The organism is Phaeodactylibacter xiamenensis (assembly GCF_965229835.1).
Classification (GTDB): domain Bacteria; phylum Bacteroidota; class Bacteroidia; order Chitinophagales; family Saprospiraceae; genus Phaeodactylibacter; species Phaeodactylibacter xiamenensis.
The window spans coordinates 2,886,600-2,909,384 of sequence record NZ_OZ245931.1 but is presented as its reverse complement, the minus strand read 5'-3'; the positions used below and the strand labels follow the sequence as shown (position 1 = coordinate 2,909,384).

The 22,785-nt window shown below is 50.0% G+C and carries 13 protein-coding genes and 1 pseudogene; 12 read left to right on the top strand and 2 right to left on the bottom strand.

The window, feature by feature from the left end; all coding sequences use genetic code 11:
• Positions 1–338 precede the first annotated feature (338 nt).
• The 10 genes from ACO08I_RS10735 to ACO08I_RS10690 all read left to right on the top strand — a co-directional run bounded on the left by ACO08I_RS10735 (position 339) and on the right by ACO08I_RS10690 (position 18,198).
• Positions 339–5,822 (top strand): T9SS type A sorting domain-containing protein, encoded by a 5,484-nt coding sequence (locus ACO08I_RS10735; protein WP_421949299.1) that lies wholly within the window; start codon positions 339–341, stop codon positions 5,820–5,822.
• Positions 5,823–6,068: 246 nt separating this feature from the next.
• Positions 6,069–6,602: an RNA polymerase sigma factor gene (locus ACO08I_RS10730; protein ID WP_044221755.1), complete on the top strand. Its 534-nt coding sequence runs from the start codon at positions 6,069–6,071 to the stop codon at positions 6,600–6,602.
• Between the two features lie 53 nt (positions 6,603–6,655).
• Positions 6,656–7,441, top strand: coding sequence for a TetR/AcrR family transcriptional regulator (locus tag ACO08I_RS10725; RefSeq protein WP_063978271.1), 786 nt, complete (start codon positions 6,656–6,658; stop codon positions 7,439–7,441).
• Between the two features lie 163 nt (positions 7,442–7,604).
• On the top strand, positions 7,605–9,398 hold the full coding sequence (locus ACO08I_RS10720) for a peptidase domain-containing ABC transporter (RefSeq protein ID WP_063978272.1): 1,794 nt from the start codon (positions 7,605–7,607) through the stop codon (positions 9,396–9,398).
• Positions 9,399–9,403: 5 nt separating this feature from the next.
• The gene (locus tag ACO08I_RS10715) at positions 9,404–10,789 is read left to right on the top strand and encodes an HlyD family secretion protein (protein ID WP_421949298.1); all 1,386 of its coding nucleotides are present in this window, start codon (positions 9,404–9,406) and stop codon (positions 10,787–10,789) included.
• A 1-nt stretch (position 10,790) separates the two neighbouring features.
• Positions 10,791–12,239: a TolC family protein gene (locus ACO08I_RS10710; RefSeq protein WP_282777715.1), complete on the top strand. Its 1,449-nt coding sequence runs from the start codon at positions 10,791–10,793 to the stop codon at positions 12,237–12,239.
• An 849-nt stretch (positions 12,240–13,088) separates the two neighbouring features.
• Entirely contained in the window at positions 13,089–14,990 is a 1,902-nt protein-coding gene (locus tag ACO08I_RS10705) for a tetratricopeptide repeat protein (RefSeq protein WP_421949297.1), read from the top strand.
• 252 nt (positions 14,991–15,242) lie between these two features.
• Positions 15,243–16,151, top strand: a complete 909-nt coding sequence (locus ACO08I_RS10700) for an OmpA family protein (RefSeq protein ID WP_421949296.1) — start codon at positions 15,243–15,245, stop codon at positions 16,149–16,151.
• Between the two features lie 55 nt (positions 16,152–16,206).
• Positions 16,207–17,445, top strand: a complete 1,239-nt coding sequence (locus tag ACO08I_RS10695) for a helix-hairpin-helix domain-containing protein (RefSeq protein ID WP_052516007.1) — start codon at positions 16,207–16,209, stop codon at positions 17,443–17,445.
• Between the two features lie 63 nt (positions 17,446–17,508).
• Positions 17,509–18,198, top strand: a complete 690-nt coding sequence (locus tag ACO08I_RS10690) for a hypothetical protein (protein ID WP_282782429.1) — start codon at positions 17,509–17,511, stop codon at positions 18,196–18,198.
• Positions 18,199–18,260: 62 nt separating this feature from the next.
• Here the strand turns inward: ACO08I_RS10690 and ACO08I_RS10685 are convergent, their stop codons facing one another.
• Entirely contained in the window at positions 18,261–19,640 is a 1,380-nt protein-coding gene (locus ACO08I_RS10685) for a M20 metallopeptidase family protein (RefSeq protein WP_282782431.1), read from the bottom strand.
• 94 nt (positions 19,641–19,734) lie between these two features.
• Between ACO08I_RS10685 and ACO08I_RS10680 the strand changes: the two are divergent.
• Positions 19,735–20,682 (top strand): annotated as a pseudogene (locus ACO08I_RS10680) (bile acid:sodium symporter family protein); the annotation flags it as partial.
• Positions 20,683–20,860: 178 nt separating this feature from the next.
• On the opposite strand, the gene ACO08I_RS10675 reads toward ACO08I_RS10680, so the two are convergent.
• Entirely contained in the window at positions 20,861–21,949 is a 1,089-nt protein-coding gene (locus ACO08I_RS10675; protein ID WP_421949295.1) for an AI-2E family transporter, read from the bottom strand.
• 103 nt (positions 21,950–22,052) lie between these two features.
• Between ACO08I_RS10675 and ACO08I_RS10670 the strand changes: the two genes are divergently transcribed.
• On the top strand, positions 22,053–22,784 hold the full coding sequence (locus tag ACO08I_RS10670; protein ID WP_081968761.1) for a phosphatase PAP2 family protein: 732 nt from the start codon (positions 22,053–22,055) through the stop codon (positions 22,782–22,784).
• Position 22,785 lies beyond the last annotated feature (1 nt).

Sequence of the window (22,785 nt, the reverse complement as noted above, 5' to 3'; positions counted from 1 at the left end):
ATCCCTTTGTCACATCTGCCTAACCAGTAAAAGACGACCTCAAACACATTACAGGTGTTCAAACAGTACCTTCCTCCCCCCATAATGGTATTGTTTGTACCCAGACAGTAAGCACACACTTGGACAAATTCAGACACTAAAAGAATGGTGACCGTACAGGCAGCCTCTTAGCCGTTGAAGCGGTCTTAGAAGTGAGGTACGAGGTTAATCTCTATCTTTCTAAAATTAAAATAGAAAGGAATTTGTCATATATGTTATAATTTGTTAAACCAGTATTGCAGGGGATTGTAAGACATATATCTTTACAATCGAACTGATGATTCGCATCTCGTGAAATTATGAAGACGTCCGGCACCACGGTTTTTAGCGTGTTTTGTTATGCATTGGGGCTCGTTTTGCTCCTCTGCACAACAGCGTGGTCCGTGCCTGCCCACGGAGGGCCGGCGGAATTATCCCGGGCCGAATCCATCCTGTCTGATTGCGAATTAGACGATACTGCCCCGGTCATCGTTTATCCGGCTGCCGGTTTGCACGCTACCATTGAGGGCTGTAACGCCGGGCAACCTGCGGTCTTCTTCTTTTCCATTACAGTAGCCGATGATTGCGACCCCAATCCTGTACTTGAGGTGGAGTTTTCAAATGATGATACCGCCAGCTTATCCCTTAGCAATCCTTACGGCAATCACTTTTTGCTTACGGCTCTGCCAGGCAGCTACGAAATTACCATTATAGCGTCTGATACTGCCGGGAATGGCCGGCAAGAAATTTTTGCCGTTGAGGTGGGGCAGGAGCCAGTGCCGGGTACAAGCTACGGCTGCAACGACACCATCATCGTTACGCTTGACGAGGATTGTCAGCGATTGATCACGCCTGATATGATTCTGGAAGGGGATATTGGCTGTCTCCCGGCGGAATACTTCGATATACAAGTCATAGATGAGGTGCCGGGCAATGGGCCGGTAGTGGATGGAACAGGTACTTATCCGGTAGAGCTCAACCCTCAGCAAGTAGACGCTGTTGCAGGGTTTACGCTATCGGCTGACCCTGGGTTCTGGCTGTTATCCAATCGGGATAGTGCAGCCACCCGCTTTTCGGCAGATACGCTTTTTCAGTCCGTAAACGCATCTGGCGGTTGGTCGGCAGCAGTCCTTCCGATTGATTTTGGAGGAGTACTTCATTTTGACTGGGCAACATCCATTGAATTGGCAGACTCTGCTACCTTTAGTATTCAGGTACTGAATCCCGATGGCACGGTCGCCATTGAAAACCTTTACAACAATTCTGATGCGGGCAGCTTTGAAAGCCCGGTCACTCAGGGGCAGGTTCTTGTTCTGAATCTGGTTTCCCCAGGCGTGGCAGAGCCTATCCCTGCCTTCAGCGCCTTTGTTACCAATTGGAATGTAACGCTGGATGATCTTGACCTGAGTGCGGCTTTTCCCTGTTGGGGAATGGTCGTCGCCCGGGATCAGACGCCCCCTTCCATAATCTGCCCGCCCAATACCGATGCGGCATCGGTTATGCAGACGGCTCAGCAGCTGACTGGAGCCATTACAGCTCAAAGCCCGGCCATTAATGTGAATGTCCACTCCTGCCTTTCCGGAGATTTGCCGGTCAGCGGGGACCGTTTCTACGATGTGATTGTCTTTGAAGTAGACCAACCGGGCGTGTTTACGTTTTTTCTGAATACCACTTTTTCCGATGGTGGCGGGCACATGGCCCTCTTTCAGGGGGGCTTCAGCCCACTGAGCCCGTGCAGTAGTATTCTGGCGCAGCATGATTTCCCTGCCTCTCCGAACCCTTTTAACGGAAGCAACGACCCGTATGTAAGACTGTCGCTGCCGCTGGAAGCCAATCAGCTCTATTATCTTTTTACCACTACGGATACACCCGGTGCTACCGGAGACTATACGTACACGATTTTTCCTGATGGCAATGGCTTGCTTAGTGGTGCTACTGAGGTGGTGTTGCCGTTTACGCAAACCCTGTTCTGCGAAGACCTGTTTTTCATCCAGGAAACTGACAGCCTGCACTGGACAGGCACCCCTGAAATATCGGACAACTGCGGGCCTGTTAACTTTTCTTTTGAGGATGACCTGGAGCAATCAGGCGACTGTGGCGCGTTGAGTATCCTGCGGACCTTTACCGCTGTGGACGGTTCCGGAAATGCCAGTTCATGCACCCAGCAAATTGACTTGCGCCGCCCTGGTGTGGATGATATATCACTACCGCCTCAGACGTTCCCTATTGATTGTAATCTGAATTACCCGGTAAATGGCATGGGCAATCCCTCCCCCAGCCTTACCGGCTATCCTTTTTTGCTGACGGTGCAGGGCGCCCGGGACCTGGACCAGGTGTATTGCAACCTGGGTGCTACTTACAGTGACAGCCCGCCTATCCCGGTCTGCGAAGCCTCCTTCCAGTTCTTGAGGACCTGGAATATTGTTGACTGGTGCGATCCGGCTGGCTCCTTTACTTTCGGGCAAATCATTAAGGTAGGAGACTTTACCGCGCCTTTGTTGGACTGTCCGGCACAGGACACTGATGGTGATGGCGTGGATGACGCACTGATATTCCCAACCCAGCCTTTTGAATGCACTGGAGCTTTTGCAGTACCCTTACCGGAAGTAACCGACAACTGCTCGGGTTGGGAAGTGTTTACCCAGGTCGTAACCTTCCGCGATAGCATAGTGCATAGTGCCTCAGGCTTGCCTGTAGACACAATAGAGATTGAAGAGGTGCTGGCCACTATTCCCAATGATGCGCCCAACCGTTTTGTCTCCGGAATCCCTACAGGTTGTCATGCTTTCCGCTACCTGGTGACCGATGCCTGCGATAATCAAATCGAACAGTACTGTACCTTCTGTGTGGAAGACCGCACAGAGCCGGTTGCGGATTGCAATGAGCAGCTCAATGTATCCCTGACTCATGACGGTTTCGTACGCCTTCTTGCGCCAAGTGTAGATGAGGGCAGCTGGGACAACTGCGCCGTTGAGCAAATGGAGGTTCGCAGGCTGATCACCAAAGGCCCAGGCTGTGCAACGGTAGATTCTGCCTACTCTGACTGGGCACCCTATGTAGATTTTACCTGCTGCGATATTGATTCGCTTGTGCTCATAGAACTGTTGGTGGTTGACACGGCAGGCAATGAAAATACCTGCTGGGCAGAGGTCCTGATAGAAGACAAAATCCGCCCCAATTGCAGTCCCCCCAGCGATCGGGTCATATCCTGCGATAGCCTGCCCAACGGGTTCGAACCGGATAGCCTGGGAGGGCTTCAGTCCCTGTTTGGCCAGCCTTCTGTAACTGATAACTGCTCGGCGACCTGGGAAGAGCTGGAATCCGAACCTTTGATTGACGAGTGTGGGGTAGGTACTATTGTCCGGCGCTTTCAGGCAGTAGACGCTGCCGGGAATGTGTCAAACACAGCCTGCGAACAGCTCATCACCATAGAGCCTGATCACAACTATGAAATAAAGTTCCCCCGGGATGGCATGTCCAACTGCGGAATACCCAATCCAGATACAATTGAGGTCTTTGAGATGGCCTGTGACTTGCTGGCCGTAAGTGTCACGGATACGATTTTTGCGGCTTCTGGAGACGAGTGCTACAAGCTTTTCCGGACTTACAAGGTGATCAACTGGTGCGAGTACGATGGAGAAAGCCCACCTGTACTGATCCGTCGTGATGAAGATTGCGATGAAATACCCGGAGATGAAGACGTTTGGGTGCTCCGCCGTTCGGACCATGCTTTTGTAGACCGGGACAATAACCACAGCAATAACATACCGGCTGCCGGTACGAAGGGCACTGTGTGCAACGGTCAATCCAACCCTGAAGGTTTTTGGCGGACAGTCGTATCGAACGGGTACTGGCAATACCAGCAGCATGTAAAGGTCTTTGACGATGAAGCGCCGGAAATCCTGTTCATCCCGCCATTAGATGTCTGTAGCATAAACAACGAAACCTGCCGTGCTTCTGCGGAGTACCTTTTTAGTGTATTGGATAACTGCACCCCATCGGACCTGACCATTGAAATATATTATGATGAATACTCCGATGGCACGGTTGATTCCGTTTTTACCGATATTTTTGGAACATATCCCAAGTGGAAGCTTAACGGGGACTGGCCCATAGGAGAGCATGAATTTGAAATCCGGGTGGAAGACGGATGTGGCAACGAGGCTGCTGCTACTATGCCATTCCGAATAGTAGACTGCCTGGCGCCAGTACCCACCTGTATTAATGGTTTGTCTACACCATTGATGCCCGTACCTCCGCAAACGGATGTGGATGGAGATGGAGATTTTGACCGCGGTGCCGCAACTATATTCGCTGCAGACCTGATTGTTTCTCCCTATACAGACTGCAGCGGTCCGGTCACCTACAGTGTCAACAGGGTGGGGGAGCAGCCCGGCCGCGACAAAACGTCCATCATCCTGACTTGCGAAGACCTGGGTGTGGCACTGCTTGAAGTGTATGCCTGGGACAGTGCAGACAACCCCTTCCAGGTACAGCCTGATGGGAGTACCGGTGGCCCCAATTACGATTATTGTGAAACGTACGTGCTGGTCACCAACAACCTGGCCGATTGCAATGCGCCGCTGCCCACCATTGCCGGTGCCATAGAGCGGGAGGATGAATCTCCGGTGTCGGGCGTATCTGCTGACCTTAGTGGCTTCATCAGCCAGTCTGTTCTTACTGATAGTATGGGGGGCTACGCACTCGAAGGGTTGGAACCGGAATTTGATTATACCGTTACCCCTTTCCTCGATGGAGACGACCAGAATGGGCTGACTACCTACGATGTCGTTTTAATTAGCCGGCATATTCTGGGGATCGATCATTTGGATTCTCCCTATCAGCTGATTGCTGCCGATGTCAATAACTCAGGCTCTGTTAGTACACTCGATATCATCCTGCTGCGTCAGGTTATCCTGAGCATCCTTGTGGAAATACCCAATGGGCCCAGCTGGCGGTTTGTTCCGAAAAGCCATCAGTTTGAAGATCCGGCAGATCCCTGGACAGAACCAATACCATATTCAGTAACTTACAATGACTTAGCTGCTTCCCGGCTTGAGGAAGACTATGTCGCTATCAAAATAGGTGATATTGACCTGAGTGCTGTTGCCAGTGCAGCTGGCCCGGTAACTGAAACAAGAAGCAGGCATGATGGTCCGGCAGCCATACTTCACTTTGAAGATGTCATCCTTCCTGCCGGTACTGCAGTGGAGGTGCCCCTGAATAGCGACTGGTCTGGCTTAGCTGGTTTTCAGGCACTTTTAACTTTTGATCAGGAGGTCGTGACCTTGGAAAACGTGGCGCCTGGTACGCTGGGTGAACCGTTTTTCCATCAGGCGTCCTGTCGCTTAGCCATGAGTTGGAATGGCGACACTCCACCTGAAAACGACACACCTTTGCTCTACCTGACCCTGCGAGCCAAGCGTACAGTGCGCTTGTCAGAAGCAGTGTTTTTGGATGCTCAACGCATACAGCCGGAGTGTTATACCCAATCGCTGGTCAAAGGTCCTGTGTTTCTGGAGTATGTGGATGCTGAATCTGCAGGCTTCAGGCTGGAAGTCTTCCCCAATCCTTTCGTACAGCAAGCTACGGTCCGCTACTATGCCTCCACAACCGAGCCTGCCCATCTGTCTGTCCTTGATCAGCAAGGGCGGCTGATATGGGAAGGATGGCAGGTGCCGTCCTCTGCCGGTTGGCAGGAGTGGTTGCTTAGTGAGCAGCAGTTGCCTTCCAACGGGCTGTATTTCCTCCGGCTGAGTAGTAGCGGGCAAGTGTTATCCCATCGTATTTTGAAATCAGATTAGAGCTTTGCTATCATAGGGGATAGTCAAACCGCCCCACGTGCCAGGAAGGCACGCGGGGCGGTTTTGTATGTAGAGCTACGGTAGCTGCTATAGCCCTATCGTGCGCCCTGTTTTACACTATTTGTAATTTGTCTAAAAAAAAGTTTCCAGATTTCAACCAACTGTGGGCAGGAGTGTTATATTTGCGTCTGTAATAGTTTTACTATTGTGTAATGGAGTTAAACTTGTTTAAAAAATCGTAGCCCTATGTCACAGATCGAGTTTACTGAGTCATTCTGCCAGTTTCGCCCCATGCTTTCCTCCTTCGCATTTCACCTCACCAAGAATGAGGAAGAAGCGCAGGACCTTTTACAGGATACAGCATACAAAGCGTTTAAGTACCGCAGTATGTATAAGCCGCACACTAACCTCCGGGCGTGGCTGATGACCATTATGCGAAATACCTTTATTAATAACTACCGTCAGAAGAAGCGCCGTCAAACGCTAAACGACAAGACACCAAACAACTACTTCCTGAATAGCGGGGGGCGCATAGTGCTTAACGGTGGCGAGTCAACGGTGACAATGAAGGAGCTCTACCGTTTGGTAGACGGCCTGGAAGACTGGCTGAAAGTGCCCTTTTTGATGCACTATCAGGGTTTTAAATACGAAGAAATTGCTCAGGAGCTCGATATTCCCTTAGGTACGGTCAAAAGCCGGATCTTCTTTGCACGTAAGAAACTACAGGAAGGACTGAAAGGTATGTATCAGTCTCAAAACCTGAACGAATTATTGAACTAAAATGGCTGTAGGCAAGTCATTACTACTGAACCTTTCATCAACTTGAAATCCAAATGGCTCTGCTATCTATCGAGTTAAAGATCAACGAAAAGCTATTCAAAAACGACCCGCAGCGAACAGACCTGGGGCGTAAAATCCTTCAGTACAGCGTCATTATGATCGATGAGCTTGGGCTGGAGCGGTTCAACTTTAAAAAACTGGCGCAGCGTATCGGGTCTACAGAAGCGTCTATTTACCGTTATTTTGAGAATAAATACCTCTTATTGATCTACCTGGTCAATTGGTATTGGGAATGGATGCGCTTTAGGATTGATCTCAAAACGATGGAAATAGATGACCCGATCAAGAGGTTGCGCGCAGTAATTAGTTGTATTGTAGATACAGCAAAGCGAAATACAACTGTGGCGTTTATCGATGAGGATATCCTCCACAGAATTGTAGTGGCAGAAGGCACCAAGGCATACCATAACAAATCGGTAGATGCTCAAAATCAGGACGGCTTTTTCTCCTCTTACAAAGAGCTTTCCAGAAAAGTCGCTGACGTTATCCTGGAAAACAATCCTGACTTTCCATATCCCAGGGCTATGGCTTCCAATATTCTGGAGATGACTAACAACCATATTTATTTTGCCGAACACCTGCCCAGCCTCACCGAAGTGAAGGCTAACGGAGATATTCTCGCACAAGTGGAAGAACTGATGTTGTACTACATTTGGAAACTAATTTTCCCCCCAACCGTTCAGAATACTGAACAAGCAAAGCAAGTACGGATCAACCAACAAGTTTTGACTCCGGAAAGGTGGAGTGTTGACATAGTGACCAATGGGTTGCAACATTAGCAACAGTTGCAGGTCTTTACAAATATGGAGCATTTGTTTTGCCTGAAGGGCTGAACAAACACTTGCCTAGCTTGCTCTAACGACGCGGGACAGTCCTTAATCATCATGCATCGCTGCTGCAACGGCTACGCCAGTACGTAGCAGCTTTCAAAATATTTTTAGAATGGCTGATTATGGTTCTTCGAAACCATTGCAGCGGTTTTTCCGCTTGCTGGAACTCGACAAAAAAGATATCTATTACATATATGTCTACGCAATTTTTGCCGGGCTTATCACTCTGAGCCTTCCGCTTGGCGTACAGGCTATCATTGGCTTGATCGCGGGAGGGTCGCTGTCCGCGTCCCTGGTTATACTTGTAGCGGTGGTTACTCTGGCTACGGCACTTTCCGGCATCTTAAAAGTGATGCAGCTGACGGTAACGGAGACCATTCAGCGGCGTATTTTTGCCCGTTCGGCTTTTGATTTCGCCTACCGTATACCGCGTATAAAGCTGGATGAGGTGGTCCGGTTTTACCCGCCGGAACTGGTCAACCGCTTTTTTGATACGCTCTCCGTACAAAAAGGGGTGCCCAAAATACTGATGGACTTTTCCACTGCAGTTCTCCAAATCCTTTTTGGGCTCATCCTGATTTCTTTTTATCACCCTTTCTTTGTCTTCTTCGGGCTGGCGTTGATCGTCATCTTGCTGGCCATCATGCGGGTGACCGGCCCCGGAGGGCTCAAAACGAGCCTCAAAGAGTCGAAGTACAAGTACGAAGTAGCTTACTGGCTGGAGGAAATCGCCCGAGCCATGAATACCTTTAAACTGGCAGGCGGTAATTCCTTTTCCCTAAATAAAACCGATGGCCTGGTTTGCGATTACCTGGATGCCAGGAAGAAGCACTTTAAAATTTTGGTCTTCCAATATGGCAATATCGTTGCTTTCAAAACTATCATTACAGCCGGGCTTTTGTTTTTAGGGGCCTACCTGGTGATTGATAATCAGATTAATATTGGGCAGTTCGTTGCGGCGGAGATTGTGGTTATCCTGGTTATGAATTCTGTGGAGAAGCTCATACTAAGCATGGAGACCATTTATGACGTTCTTACAGGGCTGGAGAAACTTGGTGCCGTTACCGACCTGCCGATTGAGGAGGAAGAAGGCCGGCTTTTCGAGCAAATTGACACCGGTAAAGGCATTGCGCTCAACCTGGAGAAGCTGACCTTCAAATTCCGGGATTCCGAGAAGAATACGCTGGATAACCTGAACCTAAAGATCAAAGCCAATGAGCGCATTTGTATCGCTGGCTACAACGGTTCGGGCAAGTCCACCCTGCTGCAGATTATGGCAGGCTTGTATACTGATTTCAAAGGCAGCATTTCCTACAACGGTTTCCCGGTACGAAACATCAACATACATAGCCTGCGGCAACAAATAGGCGATTATTCTGCTCAGGAAGACATCTTCCGGGGCACCATTCTGGAAAATATCACCTTTAGTTGCCCCGATGTGCCATTGAAACGAGTAGTGGAAGTCGCGAATCAGATCGGGTTGAGTACTTACATTGACAAGCTCCCCAAAGGCTATGAGACTATGCTTCTGCCTGAGGGCAGCAACGTCACCCAAAGTATACGTACCCGCATTATTCTGGCGCGCTGTATCATCACCAGCCCGCGCATGCTGGCCGTGGAAGGTTTCTTCTACGGCATTGAGCAGGGCGACCGCGAGATGATTTCGGACTATCTTACCTCTAAAGATCACGACTGGACTATGGTCACCGTAACGGATGACCCGGTTTTGGCTTCCCGGTGCGACCGGGTCATCGTCATGAAAGAAGGGCAGATCGTACAATCCGGGACATTTGAAGAGATTGAGAAGGGGCCCCACTTTTACAATATTTTTACAAGAACTGACGCAGCACGGATTCACGGCAATGGAGTGGGGACGCCGCATCAATCTGCTGAATCAAACGCTTAACTGATATGTTGAATATATCTGATAATACCGTCAATCAGGAAGTAGAGTTCAGCCGGTTCAATTCTTTCAAACGGACTGTGCTGTCTAATGCCAACCGGATGTTTACCCGCTGGCTGTTATTCACGCTTTTCCTTGTGATTGTGTTCTTATTCCTGCCCTGGACTCAAAACGTGCAGTCTAAGGGCAAGGTCACCACGCTTCAGCCCGGACAGCGGCCGCAGACCATACAGTCCACTATTGCGGGCCGTATTGAGAAGTGGTATGTTCGGGAAGGGGACTTAGTCAGGCGGGGAGATACGATTGTATTCCTTTCGGAAATTAAGTCTGAATACTTCGACCCCGATCTGGTACCCCGCACTAATCAGCAGGTGAAGGCAAAGGAAGGGGCTATTGGTTCCTACAGTGACAAGGTGGTGGCACTGGAGCAGCAGATTGCGGCAATGCGTTCCGAGTTGACCTTCAAACAGCAGCAGCTGACGAATAAGATCAGCCAGATGGAGTTTAAACTCAATTCCAGTCAGGCCGATTATGCAGAAGCGGTCGTTCAGGATTCAATTGCCCGGCGTCAGTACGCCCGGTCTCAGGAACTGTTTGATAAAGGCATTGATTCCCGTACAAAACTGGAGGATAAGCAGTCGAAAGTACAGCAAACAGCCGCTAAGTTGGTTTCGGCACAGAATAAAGTGCAGGAAGCCCGCAATGAGTTGGAGAATGCCAAACTCGCGCTCAGTACCGTACAGTACGAGTACAATCAGAAAATCGCTAAGGCCGAATCCGATAAATTTAGCACCCTCTCTGCGCTGTACGATGCGGAGGGCAGTGTCAATAAGCTTCGAATTCAGGCTTCAAACTATAGTGCCCGTAATCAGTTCTACTATATTCTTGCCCCCCAGGATTGTTACATCACCAAAGCTATTACTCCTGGTATTGGCGAAACGGTGAAGGAAGGGGGCAATATCGTTACCATCATGCCAGCCGACTACGAACTGGCTGTGGAGCTCTTTATCAAGCCTATGGACCTGCCGCTGATCGAACTCGGGCAGGAAGTCCGCTTCATTTTTGATGGCTGGCCAGCATTCATATTTTCCGGCTGGCCCGGGCAGTCCTTCGGCACTTACTCCGGCAGTGTGGTCGCTATTGACAATATGATTAGCAAAAACGGTGAGTACCGCATTCTAGTGGGAGCAGACCCCGGCGGTAAGCCCTGGCCGGAAGCCCTACGCGTAGGCTCAGGGGCTCAGGGGATTGCGCTGCTCAATAACGTGCCGCTCTGGTACGAAATATGGCGCCGCCTCAATGGGTTCCCGCCAGATTACTACGATGCGGAAGATGGTGATATGGGAGATGGGGAGGATGTCAAAATGAAAGCTCCTGCAAAATCAATAAAATAAAATGAGATTGAGATTCATCCCGACGCTTTTATTGCTGATGCTATTTGGCGTGGTAGCCGGAGCGCAACCGGCTGACAGTGCGCAGGTGCTCACCGCTGATCAGTACTTGTCCTGGGTGGCGAGTTACCATCCGGTGGCGCGGCAGGGGCGTTTGCTGAATGTGCAGGCAGAAGCTTTGGAGCGGCTGGCCCGGGGCGGGTTCGACCCCAAGCTTTATGGCGACTGGGATCAGAAAAACTTTAAGGAAAATGAATATTTCGCATTTGGGGAGGCGGGCGTAAAAATCCCTACCTGGTACGGTATAGAGCTGAAAGGTGCTTATGCCGTTGCTGATGTGGACGCGCTCTACCAAAACGCAGAGCGTACCGTTCCTGATGTTGGGCAGGCCATATTAGGCATTAAGGTGCCCCTTGGCCGTAACCTTATTATCGATGAACGCCGCGCTGCCCTGGAACAGGCCAAGATCATGGCGGGTGCGAACGTGGCGGAACAGCAGGGAATGGTTAATGATCTGCTCATGGAAGCGGCGCAAGTATACTGGGACTGGAGTGTAGCATTCAATCAGCTGATCATCTTCGATCGCGCACTGGTTATTACTGTAGAACGTTTCGAGGGGATAAGGCAGAGCTTTCTGGCGGGGGATTTGCCGGCGATTGATACGCTTGAGACTATGATTCAGGTGCAAAACCGGCAATTTGACTACAATAACGCCTTGATTGAGTACCGGAATGCGACCCTTAAACTGTCCAACTTCCTCTGGACCGAAGCAGGCGAACCTCTGGAAGTGACCGATGGGGTCCGGCCTTTACTGCTGGAAGAGCTTTCACCCGACCCTGTTCCAAATACGCGGCAACAGCTTTGGCAGGATGCCCGGCAGATACACCCGGATCTTTTGAAGTACCGGTTCAAGCTACAACAGTATGATGTAGATCGGAGGCTGGCCCTGGAGCAGCTTAAGCCACGCCTGGACTTCGAATACAACTTCCTGGGCGAGGGGACCAACTTCCTTCCTGGTTCTACAACAGACAATGGCATTACGCAGTTAGTGGGGCAAAACTATAAGTGGGGTGTACGTTTCGACTTCCCGGTATTCCTGCGTAAGGAGCGGGGCAAGCTGCAATTGACGCGTATCAAAATACAGGATACGGAATACACCCTGCAGCGTAAGCAGCTTGAGGTGGAAAACAAGATCAACAACTACTATAACGAGCAGGATAACTTTATCGCTCAGATTGAGCTCTACGAAGGTGCTGTTCAAAACTACAATACCCTGCTTGAGGCAGAATACATCAAGTTCGAACTGGGGGAAAGCTCCATATTTCTGGTTAATTCCCGTGAGCAGAAACTCATTGATGCGCAGCTCAAGTTGACTGAGCTGAGGGGGAAGTTCCACAAGACCCGACAGAAACTTCAATGGGCGGCTGGTCAACTGGGGCTGATGGCTAACTGATGAATTCCCCAAATCAGGGTATCATCCTGGTTCAATAGATTTCCATTTCTAATTAGGTTCGTTGTCATACAGGGGCACCTCCAAATATGTTTTCAGGTGCCCTTGGCAATGGCTGTTCTCCGCTGTACTCATTTCGTACATTTCAGCTTACCATATGAACAAGTTCCAAAAAAAGCGCCACGGCAAAAGCCGCAGCGCCTTCAAATTCCCCATAAATAATCCTAAATGCGCTGTCAAATATCAAATAACAGGTAATCTGTAGCAGAGTACTCCATTGTTCATACTTGACAGAGCACTAGACCGGATACAGCCTGTATAACTCAATATTTTAAGTGCTGACTCCTTACTTTTAGCGTCGCTTCCGCCTTACTGCGTTGATTCAGATTTCACCGTGGCGCCTTTATCCACGATTCGTCAGGGATCGCCTGCGTTTGGCTTCGCGCCTATTTCCTGGCTCCGCCCTGGAAGCCGAAAAAATAGTGATGCCATATTGTTACAAATCTCATCTTGTCAGGCTATACCGATGAGTTGAAAAAAAAACGGCTAAAAAAACTTGTATGAATCGGTTTGAAGGAATGGATAGCGAGGAGTGTCGAATGCATATTTGTTTATGTTACGCAGCCTTTTGAACAAGTTAAATAATGCTCCTGCTTGTGGATACAAATCACGCACAGAATGCCGTGATTCCCATGTTTTTTAATCGGACAATTACTCGGACAAAGAGGCAATACGCAAGGAACACTAGTCTTTTAGGGGGATTAAAGTCTTACTTTTACCTCCATCAAGATTGTCTGCAAGCAAACACTATGTAATATCATGAAGATACTGAGCCCTTTTGAAGGTAGAGGTATGAGATACCAATACAGGGTTGTTCCTGATATGAGCAGTGCTTTACGACGCCTAAAGCTGTTGTTATGGTGTATCATAGCCTTAACAGTATCAAGCTGTGATGACACAGAAGATAATGAAGTGGAGGGTTTCTTCGAACGCCAAAATGCCGCTCATGAGGGAGACTATATCGCCACTTATCCACTTTCAGACCCGGATTCTTGCATTGCCCGGCTTAAGCAGGAAGTGCCGGAAGCTCTTCAACCCTGGGCTTGTCTGTCTTTGTGGTACCATTTGCCGAGGGACAGCCCGGAGGTCAACTTTCGCCTGTTAGAGCTTTATGAAGAGAATTACCCCCATGATACGGTATTTGCTTTTTGTCAGATGATGCGTGCTGAGTTTTATGTGGATCTTGCCGAGTTCGACCTGGCTAAAATATGTACTGAAGATGCCTACCGGCGCTATATGGAGTTGGGCCGGCCTCTTGATGCAAGTGATGCTCGCTATCTTCAGGCCCGCAGCTATATTTATCAGAGCAGGTTTGCGGAAGCACTGGAAATTTATTTTGAATTGCTGGACGTCCTGAATAAGGCAAGCAGCCATTTTTCTGACCGGCATGCAAATCTTTACTCTGATATTACTGTAGCTTATGAGCGCAGTGGGGACAGGCCTCAGTCCCTGGAGTGGGCACAAAAAAGTTGGAAAGCGGATGTCTCTAAAATTTACAACCCCTGGAGATTTCGGGCAAGGACAGCGAGACACTTGAGTGTCCACTATCTTAGAACTCAACCGGACTCCAGTATTTACTGGGTAAAGCAAATGCAAAAAATCTTTAAGGAAGCCAACCCTGAAAAAGAGCTACCCGCTATTATGGACTACAGGCTCGCGAGGGCTTATTCCGAAGCAGGGCAGTATCAGTTGGCTCTTCCTTTATTTCAGGGCGCTTACCACCAAAATCCATTTGGCAGTATCCGTATTTCTTATTTCCAGGTACCTTTGGCACTCGGGGAGTGTTATCTTAACCTTGGGCAACTGGATTCTGCAGAATGGTATATCAAAGAGTCATTGGCTTCCCCAGACACCGGCAATCTCTATGCTGCGCACAGAATGCTGAGTGATATTTATGCGAAACGTGGTGATTGGGAAAGCGCATTGAACGAAGCCAATGAAAGCCATCGGCTATACAGAATCAAGTTAGACTCGGATAAAGCCAAAGAGGTGGTCAGACTGGAAGCACAGTATGAAAATACCCAAAAAGAGCATCGTATCGAAAGCCTGGAGCAGGAGCAGCTGGCCTTAAGGCTTCGGCAATTCATCTGGGCGCTCGCCCTGCTGTCGGTCATTCTCCTGCTTTCGGCACTCTACATCCGGCAGCACAACCACCGGCTTATTTTAGTACAGCAAAACCGCTTGTTATCACAGGAAAAAGAACTGATTAACGCACGGGAAAAGTTGAAATCAAAAGCCTTAATGCATTCCCGGAACCAACTGGAGGATGCGAAAAAAGAGCTTAATGAAACCGGGCAGGCACTTGCACTGAAAAGCAGGCTTATCAGGGAATTACAAATTAAACTCAGCCAGCAAGCCGGCCCGTCCTCTACTTCCGAAGCCGGGCATGCGTCTCAGGAGTCCTCCGAGCTCAAGAGTATGAAAATTCTGACAGACCAGGACTGGCTTGTTTTCAAGGAACGTTATGAGGAGTGCTTTCCGGGTTTTCTTGACAAACTGAAAGAGATGTTCCCTAAACTCACCTCTGGCGAGACACGCCTTATCTTACTAATGAAACTAAAATTTGACAACAGAGAGGCAGCCGAATCATTAGGCATTTCCCTTCAAAGTGTATGGCGCAGCCGCCATCGGCTAAGCAGAAAGCTAGGCCTTAATACTACCGGGGACCTGGACGTTTTTATCGAAAGGCTTTAGCAGGCCGTTGTGAAGTCAGTACACGCTGCCGTAGTGAGCCTGATTGATGTCCGGAAGTATATGCAAAAAGTAAAGGAGGCGTGTACTTACCATTAAAACTTCTGAAACACGTAGCTGCCAGCGAAAGGTGGAATCAGCTCCTGCTACTAATTTCCCAAACCGCTTCAGGCATATTAAGAAGAAAAGTATTACTTTGGCAATAACCAAAGGGAGAATCGCCTTTGTACTAACGAACCACCAATTTACAACACTATGCGTTTTTTGGCCTTATTGGTTTTCATGGCCTTTTTGGCCTTCGCTTTACTGGCACGCTGGTACTTTATTTGTGAGCTCCGGCAGCAGTGTGGCCCCGGAGAGCTGGTAGATGCCCGTTTGCAGACCCTCCGGCTCACAGAGGGGGATAGCGTGTTGCTAAGGGGGTATGACCAATTTGCCTTCGACTCTGCCGCTTTGCAGCCTCGCCTAAACGACAATAACCAGTTTTTTCTGGATACACTGGCGGCTATTCTTAGAGACCGTTCGGACCGTAACGTGACCCTCACTGCTCTTTATCGCGAAAGCGAAGACGCTGTAGCCCCCGGTTTCTTTGAAAACCTGGGCCTGGCACGCGCTGATCAAATCCGGAAGCTGATGATGCGAAGGGGTATTGACCAAAACCGCTTCACCCTTGATTACGGGATTAGCGAAGACCGCCAACTACGTGAACCCATCATGTTTGACCTTTATGACCCCGCAGCGGTAGAAGGGGGCTTTGAAAAAGTGTTGTTTACCTTTAAGAACATGACTTTTTCAGATGCTAACTTTGAGTATAATTCAGCCGTTTTCAAGCCGGGGCCGTCCCTGCAGCTCTATGCAGATTCGGTGAAAACCTACCTTGACCTCAACCCGGAGGCCAGCATGGCCATCATCGGTCATACCGATAGTATTGGCTCTGATGCCTATAACCTGGATTTAGGGATGCGCCGGGCCGAAAATGCCCGCTTTTACTTTCAGGACTCCCTGGGCGTGACCGCCAGTATTCAGATTGATTCCGAAGGGGAGAGCCGCCCTGTAGCTCCCAACTCTCTGCCCGGCGGTGCCGATAACCCGGAAGGCCGGCAAAAAAACCGGCGGGTCAATTTTGTCTTAAGTACTGCGGCGGACTCCACTGCTGTACAGTAAGGCAACCGAATTAATAACCTTGGGCATCAGCCCGTATCAACAATACCAATAAACCATGGACCTGAGCAATTTATTTAGTCAGTTTACCGCCCGCGAAAGCATCTTCATACTTATCGTCATGTTAACCGCTTTTTTGTTCGGGCTGCTGGTAGGCTACCTGCTGCGGAACCGACGGGTGCGCGAGTTGCGGCGCGAGTTGAACGATAAAAAAAAAGAACTAGCTGATGCGCAGGCAGAAATAGAAACCTTGCGCGAACAATTGTCCCTGAAAGATGCCGACCTTAAAAAACTGGGATTCTCTCTGCAGGAAGCAGAAGCCGGGCAACAGCGCTTGGAAGAAGAAAAGGAACAGCTCAATAAAGAGGTGTTTATGCTCAGGCGGCAGTTGGAGGAAGGCGGGCACAGCGGAGACTCTTATCAGCAAATTGTCGATGACCTCAATGATGAAGTGGCAGCCCTGCGTTCCCGAAATCAGGAGTTGGCCAATGCTCTTGAAGCAGCTTCAAACAACGGTGGGCAGATGGCTTCCGCTGCAGTGATAAGCCCGGACCGGTTGGATGCCCTGGAGCGCAAAATGGATAATCTTTCTCATGATAATGCCGCACTTCGGTCTGAACTGAAAACCCTGGTGGGGGGAGCCGTGTCCCGTGGAATGGCCACTCCGGAAGCCAATATACACCCCGAAGTGCACCCTATGCCGGGCCTGCCTGACGCTACGGTGGTGGAGGAAGAACCGGAGCTGCAGTTTACCAACCCAAAGCCCTTCATGGATAAAATCCGGGAGCAGGTCGCAGAGCGCGATGACCTGACCCGAATTGAAGGGATTGGCAATTTTTTGGAAAAACAGCTCAATGATATCGGTGTCTATACCTACGAAGAAATAAGCAGTTGGGACTCTGAGCGTACCCAACAGGTTACAGAAACGATTGGCTACTTTGAAGGCCGAATTGAAAAAGATAAATGGGTGGAACAAGCCGCCCAGCTGGCCCTGCAAAAACAGGAAAATCCGGATGACTTCAGGACTAAGGTGGCCCCATTATCTGAAGATCCCACCGATCTGACTATTTTTGAAGGCATTGGGCCTATGGTGGCTGATGCCTTAAAGACAGCTGGAATTGGAAGCTGGGGTGAGCTTGCTGCTGCAGATACGGACCGCCTGCGGGAGATACTGGAAGCCTCAGGGCCCAATTACAACATGCATGACCCCGCCACCTGGCCGGCACAAGCCCGCCTGGCTACGGAAGGAGAGTGGGCGCTTTTGCAGGAGTATCAGGAGGAGATGCGGGAAGGGTAGACGAATCGAACATGCTATTTAAGCCGCTGTTTTACAGATGAATAAAAATAAATACTGTAAAATATGCGAATTCTTAGTCTGTTGATCTTTTCTGTTTGTTTGACGTTTTCCGCCTTAGGGCAGAAGCCAGACACTTCCTACGGGGAATATGACGTACGGCCTTATCCGGCAACCAATGTACCCGTTAGCCCGGAAGCAGCTTCTTTTATTGCCCTTTTTGAGGAAAGCAACGTTGGTAACCTGCGGGTCTATTCGCACTACGATGATGAACTGCCTTACGAATACCCATTTAAAGGTAAAGAGATACCGGAGTCGTATTATGAGATGTTTGCCGGTACCCACCGCGATTTGCTGGAGGATGATGCATCCTACGCTTACAGTATTTACAGTATTAAAGGCAACAGAGCAGAGCACTACCTGATCCGTACGCCCTCCGACAAAGGGCCCAACACTATCGTTTTATTTGATCTGAACGGGGAAGTGATGGAGCCGGTACAGGTTCTGGCCTATGCCTACTGCAAGGGAGATTTCTGCTATCAGCAGGATAGCTTTATCACTGATCTGGATGGTGACACTGATCTTGACATTCTGACCAAATTCCGCCGGATAGAAGCTGATGATGAGGAAACGCTAGTCAAAAATGACATCGTCTACCTGCAGGAAGACGATGGTTCCTTTGAAATGGTGCTGGATAACGAGTTGCGCATAGACAAAGATGCCTATAACATGAAAGCGATTGAATTTGAGGAATAAGCAATGCCTGAATTGGCAGTCATGCCCCGCCTGAAGCTTTAAAGCAGCAGGCGGGGCATTTTCTATTTCAGAAGGTCAAGTACCGCCGCAGTCATGGCCACCACACCTGTTGTAATTGTCGGCTCAGGGTCAGGAGCAAAGCCGGAGTTGTGCAGCGACGGCAATTGTAGTGCTCCCCGTTCGGCGGCAGCCATCTGTTCCTTAGCTACAGCGCCCAGCCAAAACATGAAAATGGGGACCTTTTCTTCAGTACGTCCGTAGCGGCCAAAGTCTTCCCCACCCATCACCGGATCTACGGCAAGGGTATGCTCTTTGCCCAATGCGTCAGTGAATACCTGTTGTACGCGCTGTGCCAGTTCCGGGTCATTGAATGTGGCTGGGGTGAACTCATCGCGGAGTTCCACCTTCGGGTATTGATTGGCCTGCAGCCCCGCAGACATTGCCACGCCCTGGCAAATACGTTTGATTTTCTCAATAATGGCCGCACGGACTTCATCGGTGTAGGAGCGCAGCGTCAATTCGAGTTGCACCTGATTAGGGATGACATTGCCTTTGGTTCCGCCATGAATAGACCCTACCGTAACCACCGCAGGCTCCAGGGGAGAAAGCTCCCGGCTGACAACCGTTTGTAGCGCCACTACGATACGGGATGCTAAAAGCACAGGGTCCTTGGTAGTGTGGGGGTAAGCCCCGTGGCCGCCCTGACCATAAACCGTGATATCCATCATATCCACATTGGCCAGGCTGTAGCCGCTCCGGCAGCCCACTTTACCGGCTTCCATGCCCGCGCTGACGTGCAGGGCGATCGCGTAGTCTGGTATGGGAAAGCGCGTGTAAAGCCCATCTGCCAGCATGGCTTTAGCGCCTCCGCCCCGTTCTTCTGCCGGTTGCCCAATGAAGACAAGGGTGCCTTTCCATTGATCCTTCCGCTCCGCTAATTGCCGGGCTGCCCCTGTCCAAACCGTCATATGTATATCGTGCCCACAGGCATGCATGACGCCTACCTCATTTCCGGCATCATCTTTTGTAGTGACGGTGCTGGCATATGGCAGGCCGGTGTCCTCGACAATCGGCAAGGCATCCATATCTGCCCGTACAAGCACCGTTGGGCCTTCGCCATTGCGCATAATCCCTACAACCCCATAACCACCAACACGCTCGGTGACTTCAAAACCAAGCAGCCTTAGTTCCTCCGCCATGCGTTTAGAGGTTGCTGCTTCCTGGAAGGAGAGTTCCGGATGGAGGTGGTAGTGGCGGTACAGGTCTTCCAGGTAAGCATAATCTTTCCGGACGGAAGCTTTGAGCCCTGCGTAGGGGTCATCTGTTCCGGATAAAAAAGCGTGGTCTTCGCGGACTTCTTGTTTCAGGGCATCCAATGCGCCCTGTGCAGGCAAGGCTGTGGCGCAGCCCAACAGGACAGCGGTCAGGATCAGGTATTTCATTGTTTTGGTATTCATATGATGAATAATGTAAGAAAAACCATAGAGCAATTGGAGGTGTTCTCCTGCCTTTTTTGTTTTTCTTCTTACTTTTAGCTTATCCAAAGTTGCAGAAATGAATGCTATTGATGCCATAAAGATCAACTTTAACCCCGAACAGCTCACACTGCTGAATATTTGCCTGGCCTTCATCATGTTTGGCGTTGCATTGGACTTGCGGGTGGATAATTTCCGGGAGTTGCTACGCCGCCCAAAGGCTCCGCTCATTGGATTGAGCTCGCAGCTGATCCTGCTGCCGTTGCTGACGATAGGGCTGATCTATCTTTTTCGGCCGGCACCAAGTATAGCATTGGGCATGTTGCTGGTTTCCGCCTGTCCGGGGGGGAATGTATCCAATTTTGCTGTGCATTTGTCCAAAGCAAACACGGCCTTGTCGGTCTTAATGACAAGCGTATCCACGCTTGCGGCGGTCGTGATAACGCCCCTGTACTTTACCATGCTGGCACCGCTCGTACCAGGGTCTGAAGGATTACAGGGGGATATTTATGTGTCGCCTATGAGTATGGTCACGACCATTGTACAGTTGATTCTAGTGCCTTTGCTGATTGGGATGGGGCTTCATGCCCGATTCCCTAAAACCACGGCTCTGCTGAAAAAGCCGGTGCGCATGCTGTCTATGGCTATCTTCATCGGGTTCGTCATCTTTGCGCTTTATGCCAACTACGACAATATCGTCAATTACCTATACATCGTTTTCTACCTCGTGGTGATCCATAACGCACTGGCGCTATTTACCGGCTATCAGTGGGCTTACCGAAATGGCCTGCCACAGGCAGATGCCCGGGCAATTTCCATTGAAACCGGCATTCAAAACTCCGGGCTGGCCCTGATTCTGATTTTCAATTTCTTCGACGGACTGGGCGGTATGGCTTTGGTGGCAGCGTTTTGGGGCGTTTGGCACCTGATTTCAGCCTTCACCCTGTCAATGTGGTGGCAGTTCCGGCCTATCACTGCTGCGGCCTTTGGTAAAGAACAGGCGAATTAGAGAAGCCGCAAAGAGATTAACGGCGCGGCTTTTCAGTTGTCGGGGCCGCGGATAAAAAGGGCGCGCTTTTGGGGTTTGAGTCAGGAAAACAAGGCCTGAAAACCGCCGCAGGCACCCAACGTTTCAGCCTTGACAGGCCTTTGGTTTTGCAGAGTTTTGTGCCAAGGCAAAAAGGAAGCTATTCCTCTTCTCCAAAGGCTTGTCCCTGAAGCACAAACCGCTTGTAGTAATTGATGAGCAGCGTAGTAAGCGGTAGCGCGATGACCATCCCAATCACTCCAAAGAGCCCGCCCCAGACAGACAGTGCCAGCAGGATGACCGCCGGATTCAGGCCCGTGGCACTTCCCATAATCCGCGGTGTAAGTACAATTTCCTGAATGGCCTGAACGATGACGAAAACCAGGAGCACACCACCAGCGCACATCCAGTAGCTGTTTCCGGTTTCAACCGCCTGTACCCCAGCCAGGAGCAGGGCGGGCACTAGTCCTAACGTCTGTAAGTAAGGCACAAAGTTGAGCAAGCCTACAAAGATACCCAGCAGTATGCCCAGGGGCAGCCCGATTAAATTGAAACCTATTGCAAAAAGAATACAGACCCAGAAGACAATCAGCGCCTGGCCCCGGAAGTAGATTTGCATCCCGTCTTCCACATCATGTACCAGCATCACAACCGGCTCCCGGTAGGTAGGGGGAATGGCAGTTTCCCAGTTGTCCGCAAAATCATGGTAGAACAGCATGATGAACACCAGATAAAGCAAAAACGTAACGATACTGAACAGCCCCAGCACAATGCCCATGGCACTGCTTAACCCGCTCCAGATGTAAGAAAGGATCATAACCCCGTAGTTGTAGAGGTTCTCCTCCGTGAGCAAGGCTCTGAGCTCCTCACTGTGCAGGTAGGCTTCGATTTCCTGAAGGACTTCAGGTGGCAGAAGGGACTCCAGTTGGAAATTCAAACTACCGCCCAGCAATTCCTGCATTTTGGCAATTTCACTGTTGATGGCCGGGATGGTCAGCATTCCAATGAGGACGAGAAAGACCACCATGCTGAATAGGGTAAGCAGGACCGCCACCCATCTGGTACGGACCTTAAGCCGTTCCTGGAAAAAGCGTACGATGGGCTCCAGCAGATAGGCTACGAAGAGCGCAATGAAAAAGGAGACCAGATAAGGGCTCAGGTAATCCAGCAGCCATAGGAACAGAGCAATGCCGCCAAGATAAAGCAGGATATCGATAATGCGGTCCAGGGTCCAGGTATTCGGTTGCATAGCGGAAGAGGCAATTATTTCCCACCAAGTTAGGGCCGAAATTTAGTTTCGGGTGGGATTTTTAACGGAAATTTTTACTTTACCAGCCTAAAGTCAATCTTTTATGCCACCTACATCCATACAGCGTCTTTGTTTTTGTATTTTTTTTATGGTGTTGTTGTCACCTCTGGCACAGAGCCAGGCCCATCAGCTCAGTTGGCCTGTGGATGGGGGGCTGTTGGGGACAGGCGCATTGACTTATGGCCTGAGTATTCCGCTCCAGAAGAAAATGCCCGGCATGTCTTTGGACGATCTCGATCTGCTGGATCCTCTCAGAATCAATCGCTTAGACCGGATTGCCACCTTGCAGGCCAGCGAAAAGGCGCGCCTCGCTTCTGATATTACCTTACGTACCGCTTTAATCCTGCCTCTGGGGTTATTGGCAGAGTCCAATAGCCGCGATAATTTTGGAGTAGTCTCTGTGATGTGGCTGGAAACCATGCTGCTTACCAACGGCATTACCCGACTGGTCAAAATTGGCGCCCGCCGAAGCCGCCCTTACACCTACAACCCTTTGACGGGCGAAGAACTGAAAATTGATCCGGAGGCACGCCTTTCCTTTTTTTCCGGGCATGCTTCCAATACCGCCGCTATGTCCTTCTTTACAGCGCAAACCCTGGTGCAAAACCGGCCGGATATGCAAAACAAAGGACTGGTTTGGGCTACAGCAGCAACACTTCCGGCACTGACCGCCCTGTGGAGAGTCAAAGCGGGCAAGCATTTTCCAAGTGATGTGATTGTTGGCTATGGTATCGGTGCCCTGATCGGGATATTGGTACCTAATTTACACCGGTAGC

Bases quoted from the DNA above. Each gene is read 5' to 3' on its own strand.
- ACO08I_RS10735 (WP_421949299.1), top strand. From the start codon at position 339: ATGAAGACGTCCGGCACCACGGTTTTTAGCGTGTTTTGTTATGCATTG.
- ACO08I_RS10730 (WP_044221755.1), top strand. From the start codon at position 6,069: ATGTCACAGATCGAGTTTACTGAGTCATTCTGCCAGTTTCGCCCCATG.
- ACO08I_RS10725 (WP_063978271.1), top strand. From the start codon at position 6,656: ATGGCTCTGCTATCTATCGAGTTAAAGATCAACGAAAAGCTATTCAAA.
- ACO08I_RS10720 (WP_063978272.1), top strand. From the start codon at position 7,605: ATGGCTGATTATGGTTCTTCGAAACCATTGCAGCGGTTTTTCCGCTTG.
- ACO08I_RS10715 (WP_421949298.1), top strand. From the start codon at position 9,404: ATGTTGAATATATCTGATAATACCGTCAATCAGGAAGTAGAGTTCAGC.
- ACO08I_RS10710 (WP_282777715.1), top strand. From the start codon at position 10,791: ATGAGATTGAGATTCATCCCGACGCTTTTATTGCTGATGCTATTTGGC.
- ACO08I_RS10705 (WP_421949297.1), top strand. From the start codon at position 13,089: ATGAGATACCAATACAGGGTTGTTCCTGATATGAGCAGTGCTTTACGA.
- ACO08I_RS10700 (WP_421949296.1), top strand. From the start codon at position 15,243: ATGCGTTTTTTGGCCTTATTGGTTTTCATGGCCTTTTTGGCCTTCGCT.
- ACO08I_RS10695 (WP_052516007.1), top strand. From the start codon at position 16,207: ATGGACCTGAGCAATTTATTTAGTCAGTTTACCGCCCGCGAAAGCATC.
- ACO08I_RS10690 (WP_282782429.1), top strand. From the start codon at position 17,509: ATGCGAATTCTTAGTCTGTTGATCTTTTCTGTTTGTTTGACGTTTTCC.
- ACO08I_RS10685 (WP_282782431.1), bottom strand. From the start codon at position 19,640: ATGAAATACCTGATCCTGACCGCTGTCCTGTTGGGCTGCGCCACAGCC.
- ACO08I_RS10675 (WP_421949295.1), bottom strand. From the start codon at position 21,949: ATGCAACCGAATACCTGGACCCTGGACCGCATTATCGATATCCTGCTT.
- ACO08I_RS10670 (WP_081968761.1), top strand. From the start codon at position 22,053: ATGCCACCTACATCCATACAGCGTCTTTGTTTTTGTATTTTTTTTATG.